This is a genomic window from Rummeliibacillus sp. POC4 (assembly GCF_003576525.1).
Taxonomy (GTDB): Bacteria; Bacillota; Bacilli; order Bacillales_A; family Planococcaceae; genus Rummeliibacillus.
In genome coordinates this window covers 1-7,981 of record NZ_QWUA01000045.1, presented here as the reverse complement: position 1 = coordinate 7,981, position 7,981 = coordinate 1, and the positions used below count along the sequence as shown (strand labels likewise).

The following is a 7,981-nucleotide window of genomic DNA, read 5'->3' as shown; positions in this document are numbered from 1 at the left end:
CCGGTAGCACCAGTAGCACCAGTAGCACCAGTAGCGCCAGTAGCACCGTTACGCCCGGTAGCACCAGTAGCACCAGTAGCGCCAGTAGCGCCAGTAGCACCGTTACGCCCGGTAGCACCAGTAGCGCCAGTAGCGCCAGTAGCGCCAGTAGCGCCAGTAGCACCGTTACGCCCGGTAGCACCAGTAGCGCCAGTAGCGCCAGTAGCACCGTTACGCCCGGTAGCACCAGTAGCGCCAGTAGCACCAGTAGCGCCAGTAGCTCCACTACCCCTGAATCCCCTTGGTCCTCTTTCACCTCTTGGTCCAGTAGCACCGGTAGGCCCTGGTAATCCATCCTCGCCTCTTGGCCCTCTGGATCCTCTTGGCCCTTTATTTGTAGTTTCGTTAGAATTACTACAATTACATAAATATCTGTGACAACTAGAACATTTTTTCTTTTCCAAAATCAATTCACCTCCAATCTTAGTATCATATTCAAACGGAAAATATCTATATGAGACAACTATCTATATCTAAAATAAATAATAGATTAGGTGAATAAAATAAATTAAAAAGCCGACACATCAAGTGAATTGATGTGTCGGCTTAATTTTAGGGAGTATTTAGCTTAGTTTTTTGATGAACACGACTTTTAAATAATTAAATTCTGGAAAATCGCGATTTGCTCTAAAGTCTTTAGGGAGTCCATATTGATCAATAATTTTATATTTAGTTTTAGTTTCTTTAAACGCTTTATCTATAAAGGTTTTAAATTTTTTCATAAAAGCTTGCGTTATTAGTAGAAGCTACAATCACACCATTTTTTTCAGTAATCGCAATAGTATCTGCCAATAGTTTTGGATAATCCTTTGCCGTAGAGAAAGTAGCCTTTTTTGTACGTGCAAAGCTTGGTGGATCTAGTACAACTAAGTCAAATTTCAGATCATGTTTTTCCGCATATTTAAAGTAATGGAAAACATCCATAACTTTAATATCTTGAGCTTCATAGTCAATTCCGTTAACGCTGAATTGTTCAATTGTTTTAGCTAGACTACGTTTAGCTAAATCTACACTTGTTGTTTTTGTAGCACCACCTAATGCTGCTGCTACTGAAAAGGCACCAGTGTAAGAAAACGTGTTAAGCATATTCATATCTTTTGCATAATGATCTCTAATTGCACGTCTAACATCACGTTGGTCAAGGAAGATACCTGTCATGGCACCATCGTTTAGATCAACCGCAAAGTTCATGCCGTTCTCTTTGACGATAATAGGGAAGTCGCCTTCTGTTCCCATTACAAAATCATCCTGGTCGATATATTGTCCTTTTGTGTCAAAACGTTTTTTCTCATAAATTGCTTTATATTCAACAAGTTCGTTAAGTGCTTTGTAAATATATTCTTTAAATGAATAAATGCCTTCACTATACCAACTTACCATATAATATCCATCAAAGTAGTCAATCGCTAAGCCACCGATACCATCGCCTTCGCCATTGAAAACACGAAAAGCAGTTGTTTGGCTATTTTGGTAAAAATCTTCACGATGAGATAAGGCAACTTTCACTTTCTTTGTAAAGAAAGCTTGGTCGATTAATTCATGTTCTTTAGTTGTTAATATCCAGCCAATCCCTTTGTTTTGATGACCATAGTAACCTGTTCCGATATAACGGTTATGTTGATCAACTAAGCGAATTAGTTCACCTTCTGATTCTAATAATTCTTTGTTTTGGATTGCGTCTTTTAAGATAAGTGAATAGCCACGGTTTAAATCCATAGTATATTTAGGGTCCACTCGTAATGTAATCATATTTGTCATCGTGTCATCCTTAATGTTTTACACCATTATCGCATTTTTTTAGAGAAATAAGAAGCAAAGTGAAATGAATTATATGATATTTATTCTGCAATTTACAATGACCTTAAGCATATTATATTGTATAGGCTCTGGTAGAGATTACATTCCTTATTAAAATTCATTGATGCAAGCAACATAAAAAGACAATCAAAATAGCCTTTGTCTTTTAGAGTATCCAACTGACCAAGGTGGATATTTCTTTTTGGAGCCTAGTTGCTATCTATAAAGGGGCGTATACGGATGGAATCCTATATGCCCCTATATTTTGAATTTGAAAATAAGTTGATAATATATTCTAAAAAGTTATAATTTTTATAATAATTAAATCACTAGGGAGTCTTTTCATGGGAAAATATGATGTAATTGTAATTGGTGCAGGATCTATGGGAATGGCAGCTGGATATTTTCTTTCAAAGAGTGGAAAGAAAACATTGTTACTTGATGCATTTAATCCGCCACATGACCATGGTAGTCATCATGGAGAAACAAGAATTATTCGCTATGCGTATGGTGAAGGTCACGAGTATGTTCCTTTCGCATTACGTGCAAGAGATTTATGGAAAGAACTTGCTCAAAATGTACATAAAGAGCTCTTATTGGAAACAGGAGTTATTAATGTAGGGGAAAAAGATGATCCATTTATAAAGAATGTTATTTCAAGCGCCGAGAAGTTTAATTTACCTTTAGAGGTTTTATCTGCAGATAAAGTACATAAAAAATGGTCAGGGCTAAAGATTCCAGAAGATTTTGTTGGATGTTTTGAACCGACTTCAGGGGTTTTAAAAGTGGAGGAATGTGTGTCAGCTTTTCGTGAAATGGCGATGAGAGAGGGAGCAGAAATTCGAACAAATAGTAAAGTAACGAAAGTCGATGCCAAAGAAAATGAGGTAACAATTACTATTGCTGATGGGACGAGGTTTACTGCGAATGCCGCCATTTTTTCTGTGGGAGCTTGGGCACGAGAGTTATTAAAGCAATTAGATCTCGAATTACCATTAAATCCAATTCGCAAAACATTTGCTTGGTACGATGTAGAAGAAGATTTATATAGTTCAAATAATTTTCCAGCCTTTGCTTTTAAATTACCCGATAGTTGTTATTATGGCTTTCCAAGTATTGATGGAACAGGATTGAAGGTTGGAAGACATGATACTGGGGAGTCAATTGACCCTAATAAGGACAAGCTTCCTTTTGGCGAGGTTAGTGGGGAAAAGGAAGATTTGGAAAACATCCTTGATAAGTTTATGCCTCAACAACAACATACATTAAAACACGGAAAAACTTGTATGTATACAATGACGCCTGATGAAGATTTCATTATTGATCTTCATCCAAAATATAAAAATATTGCAATTGCAGCTGGTTTTTCAGGCCATGGGTTTAAATTTGCAAGTGCTGTTGGGGAAACTCTAAGTAATCTTATTTTAAAAGGGAAAACAGATTTAGACATTAAGCCATTTTCGTTACAACGCTTTTTATAGTAGAAAATGAATTGAATTTTTACTACGACGAACCAATGTTAGCTTTCATTGGTTCTTTTTTTATGCTATTTCCATCCAAATAATAGAAGTGACTATCGATTAAAAGGAAAAATATTCCATATTCATTACTGAAATATTAAAAATAACGTAATTACCAAATACTTTGTATTATTTGTAATAAAAAGTAATGACTTTGTAAATGAAATCGCATTGTTTCTTCATCAGAATTTCAATAAGATTAATACATAAGTTAATAAGAATTTTATGAAATACATCGAATATATCAAAAAAAAGCTAAAAACGGAGGTAAATAATCTTTATGAATATAAATAAAAAAAGGTTTTTGAAAGTAATTACAGCTAGCACGTTAACCCTGTCATTAGGACTTGGAACAGTATTAGGAGCAGCTCCTGAAGAACAAGCCCAAGCTAAAGCGAAAACAACAAACATAGAAAAAACTTCAACTATTACAACTGTATCTAGTTCAAAGGCTGTTAAAATTTCAGGTAAATATAAAACTAAAGCAGCGCTTAATATGAGAAAAGGTGCTTCAACAAAATACAAACGAGTTATGACACTAAAAAAAGGTGCAGTTGTATCAGCTACATATAAGAAAACAGTAAATAGTAAAAAGTGGTACAAAGTAAAATACAAAGGCAAATCTGGATGGGTTTCCGCTTCATACGTTAAAAAGTACAAAAAAACAAAAAAAGTTTCTAGTGCAGTAGCAGGAAGTAAAGTTATTAGTGTTGGTAAACAATATTTAGGTGTACCCTATGTTTGGGGAGGCATGTCTCCGTCAGGATTTGACTGTTCAGGCTTTACAGCATATGTTTACAAAAAAGCAGGTTACGGTACATTACCTCATAGCAGTCGTACACAGTATTCTGTCACAAAACGAGTAAGCAAACCGGATGTTGGGGATTTGATCTTCTTTGGTGCAACACCTGGGAGTGGTTCAATTACACATGTAGGTATTTATGCAGGGAATAATCTAGTATTACATGCGGCAGGAAACAAAGTTCAAATTCAAAGTGTTGCAAAAGGAAGTTACTGGGCTCCACGTATTATTGGTTACGGCTCACTATAATTATATATTAAATAACGCTGATAAAAGAAAGTCACACACATCTAAATTCAGATGGAAGTGTGACTTTTTTTATGTTTAAGTTTATCTAGAGTTGGCTATTGCTGAATGTAGTAAAAATTAAGGAGGAACACCAAATGAATATCAATCAACAACAAAAGGGTGGCCAACCTGCTCAAACACAGGATAAACAGCCAGGTAAAGAAAGCCTTATGAATCCTTCTCCCATTCAGCCATTCGATTATGTGGGTAGTGGCAAACTTAAAAATAAGGTAGCTATTATTACAGGTGGTGACTCAGGCATTGGACGTGCAATAGCAATTGCTTTTGCTAAGGAAGGTGCACATATAGTTATCAATTATTTAGACGAACACGATGATGCAAGTGAAACGAAGAAATTTGTTGAGCAGGAATCGGTAAAATGTCTGCTCATACCAGGAGATATTTCGCAAGAAGCAACAAGCCAAAAAATTATTGATCAAACAATTACAGAGTTCAATAAAATAGATATTGTAGTAAACAATGCAGCGGTTCAATATCCAGTGCAAAACTTAACGGATATAACTACAGAACAATGGCATAAAACATTTTCGACAAATATAGATTCAGTGTTTTTTCTCAGTAAGTATGCGATGCCCCATTTAAAAGAAGGGAGTTCCATTATTTCAACAACTTCAATCAATGCCTATAAAGGAAACAAACAGCTTATTGACTATACAGCAACAAAAGGAGCAATAGTAGGATTTACAAGAAGCCTTGCTGAAAATTTAGTAGGGAAGGGGATTCGTGTCAATATGGTAGCACCCGGTCCTATATGGACCCCACTCATTCCATCTTCTTTTGATGCACAAAAAGTAGCAAAATTTGGAGCTGATAATCCCATGATGCGAACTGGCCAACCACGTGAATTAGTAGGAGCTTATGTACTACTCGCATCAGATGAAGGGACATATATTACTGGACAGTGCATCCATGTAAATGGAGGAGAACTCATGAGTTCATAATAGCGGATAGATGGCTAATCTATGAGTAAATGGGATGTATAATATCAAAACATAATGAAAAAATCTCTAGTAGTTATAACTTACCTTTTACTAGAGATTTTTAGTTTCTATATAAGCTTTTAGAGCGGTGTTATGCAAGACAATCAATTCTATAATGCAAATGAACGAAAAAAAGCATAGTAGTTTTTAACGGCGATTGACTAAAAAATATATTACTCAACAACCATAGAGTGAATGCTTAAAAAACCGTCGATTGCAAACGCTGCAGCTCCTATTGCTGCTGAATATGTTGCTAAATCAGAGAAAACAATTTGCACAAGTGATTCATTAAACCATTTATTATTATTGGAAACAGTTTCTTGAATAGGGCGTTCAATATATTTTCTTGCAGTAGCCAACGCAAAAGTTCGAAGAGGATCATTTGAACCGGACGATTTATTTTAGGGACACATTGCAGGAATGGATAGTTTTGCAATCGGTTTAAAAGTAGTCCAAAAGTTAAAAGATGATAGAGTAATAGAGGATTTTATCAATCAGCGATACAACAGTTATTCGTCGGGTATTGGTCAAAAAATTATCTCAGGGGAAACTTCATTAAAAGAACTAGAAAATTATGCATTAGATTTAGAAAATATCCAAAACACATCAGGAAGAACAGAATTACTTAAATCTACGATCAACCAATATTTATTAACTGTCCTTTCAGAAAAGGTTAATGCCTAATTTTAATCGAATCCATACAGCAAAATAGTTGTTAAAGGGGTATTCAGTCTATTTTAAGCATACCTTTTTAATGAAAGGGGTATTTTCTTATGAAATATGTAATTGGTATAGATTTAGGCACCAGTGCAGTTAAAGTTCTTTTAATGAACCAAAATGGAAAAACGATAGCAGAGGCATCAGAAAATTATCCATTTATACAAGTAGCTAATGAACAAGGTCCTGGCGTTGGCGCAGCTATGATTGCAGCAATTGGCTTAGGTTGGTATAGCTCTATAGAAGAGTATGCTGAGCATTTTGTGAAAGTAGAGGCTTATACTGAGCTGTATCAAATTTATCGTCAGATATATACACAAATAAAACAGTTGAATCAGAGTTTAAAGAAATTTAGATGGTGAAGATGACTGTTAAAGGGGGACTAAATAATGGTGAAAGTACGTTGGGGAGTATTAAGTACTGCTAATATCGCAAGAACTGAGGTTATTCCAGCAATTAAACGTGCAGAAAATGCAGAGCTAGTTGGTATAGCAAGTCGTGATGAAAGGGTTTATCGCGTAGCGAAAGAACTTGACATACCAAGGGCATTTGTTTCTTATGAAGAACTCTTAAAGGATGATGAAATTGATGCAGTTTATATTCCACTTCCAAATCACTTACACAAAGAATGGGTTGAAAAGGCAGCTCTTTATGGAAAGCATGTCCTATGTGAAAAACCCGTTTCTTTAAATGTTGCTGAAACGGTTGATATGGTAAACAGTTGTGCTAAAAGCAATGTGAAATTTATGGAGGCTTTTATGTACCAATTTCATCCTCAACATGAACGAGTAAGGGAGCTAATAAGTGAAGGAGCAATTGGTGAAGTTAAGTTATTCAAATCTAGCCATTCTTTCCATTTAGTAAACAGGGTAGGAGATATTCGTATGGATGCAGAGATGGGAGGAGGTAGTATTTATGATATTGGGTGCTACTCTATTCATGCTGCAAGATTTATTCTAAAAGCAGAACCTGAGAGTATACAAGGATTCGCGAATATAGATTCATCAGCAAAAGTAGATACCTCAGCCTATATTTATATGGTAATGGATAATAAAGTACCCGTTTTAATTGATTGTAGTTTCGATATGTTAGAACGAAATGAGTATGAAATAATTGGGACAAAAGGGAAAATATCAGTACCATTTGCATTCAGACCTGATCGAAATGGTGGCGTAGGAGAGATTATTTTAAACTCTGGAAATAGGAAAGTAACTGAAAAAGTTCCTGGTGATATTTATAAACTTGAAATTGAACATTTTACACAATGTATTTTACAAGATACGGATCCCCTTAACTCTAGCATGGACTCTATTAATAATATGAAAGCTATCGAAGCTTGTTATAAATCAATTAATAACGGGTAATCACGCTCAGGTTTATACTGAGCGTGTGATTTAAAGAATTTTTTAGAATTACAAATGTCTATATCCAGCAAAATGTTTTTTCCAATAAGATGAACTTACAGAGCTAATTTGAACCTTCGATCCGCTTGCACTAATAAATTTACCACTACCCATATAAAGTCCAATGTGGGAGATGCCAGATTTGTAAGTGTTTTTGAAAAACACTAAGTCTCCTATTTTAGGTGAACTTGTTGCAGTAGAAATAGAATAATAGCCTGCTGCACTTGTACGATAAACAGATAAACCAGCATTTTTGTATGCATAGTATACTAAGCCACTACAATCAAAACCACTTTTTGAAGATCCCCCAAACGCATAGCGTATACCTAGAACCGTCTTTGCAATACTCACGGCTTTTTGTAGTTTTGTGTTAGCAGAGGATGTAGTGACACTAGTGCTTACCTTTTTAGTAGT

Annotated in this window: 7 protein-coding genes and 3 pseudogenes; 6 read left to right on the top strand and 4 right to left on the bottom strand. The window is 35.4% G+C overall.

The genetic code is table 11. The features are described 5' to 3' along the window. A partial coding sequence (locus D1606_RS12075) for a collagen-like triple helix repeat-containing protein (RefSeq protein ID WP_147414506.1) occupies positions 1-443 on the bottom strand: 443 nt, incomplete at its 3' end. A 159-nt stretch (positions 444-602) separates the two neighbouring features. Next, positions 603-1,797, bottom strand: a pseudogene (locus D1606_RS12070) (class I SAM-dependent rRNA methyltransferase). A gap of 383 nt (positions 1,798-2,180) precedes the next feature. Here D1606_RS12070 and solA point away from each other — a divergent pair. The 3 genes from solA (at position 2,181) to D1606_RS12055 (ending at position 5,408) form a co-directional block, all read left to right on the top strand. Further along, a complete protein-coding gene (gene solA, locus D1606_RS12065) occupies positions 2,181-3,317 on the top strand; it encodes an N-methyl-L-tryptophan oxidase (protein WP_119416265.1) in 1,137 nt (378 codons plus the stop codon). A gap of 319 nt (positions 3,318-3,636) precedes the next feature. Further along, the gene (locus D1606_RS12060) at positions 3,637-4,407 is read left to right on the top strand and encodes a C40 family peptidase (protein WP_119416264.1); all 771 of its coding nucleotides are present in this window, start codon (positions 3,637-3,639) and stop codon (positions 4,405-4,407) included. Positions 4,408-4,541: 134 nt separating this feature from the next. Continuing rightward, on the top strand, positions 4,542-5,408 hold the full coding sequence (locus tag D1606_RS12055; RefSeq protein ID WP_119416263.1) for an SDR family oxidoreductase: 867 nt from the start codon (positions 4,542-4,544) through the stop codon (positions 5,406-5,408). A gap of 212 nt (positions 5,409-5,620) precedes the next feature. On the opposite strand, the gene D1606_RS18635 is transcribed toward D1606_RS12055, so the two are convergent. Further along, on the bottom strand, positions 5,621-5,806 hold the full coding sequence (locus D1606_RS18635; protein WP_147414503.1) for a hypothetical protein: 186 nt from the start codon (positions 5,804-5,806) through the stop codon (positions 5,621-5,623). Here D1606_RS18635 and D1606_RS12050 point away from each other — a divergent pair. The 3 genes and pseudogenes from D1606_RS12050 to D1606_RS12040 all read left to right on the top strand — a co-directional run. Then, positions 5,805-6,131, top strand: a pseudogene (locus D1606_RS12050) (xylose isomerase); the annotation flags it as partial. The gene D1606_RS18635 and the pseudogene D1606_RS12050 overlap by 2 nt on opposite strands. An 89-nt stretch (positions 6,132-6,220) precedes the next feature. Further along, positions 6,221-6,352 (top strand): annotated as a pseudogene (locus D1606_RS19310) (hypothetical protein); the annotation flags it as partial. A 201-nt stretch (positions 6,353-6,553) separates the two neighbouring features. Then, complete coding sequence (locus D1606_RS12040; RefSeq protein ID WP_119416260.1) at positions 6,554-7,528, top strand: Gfo/Idh/MocA family protein; 975 nt, start codon at positions 6,554-6,556, stop codon at positions 7,526-7,528. A 48-nt stretch (positions 7,529-7,576) separates the two neighbouring features. Here D1606_RS12040 and D1606_RS12035 read toward each other — a convergent pair. Beyond that, on the bottom strand, positions 7,577-7,981 hold a 405-nt coding region (locus D1606_RS12035; protein ID WP_147414500.1), incomplete at its 5' end, for a C40 family peptidase.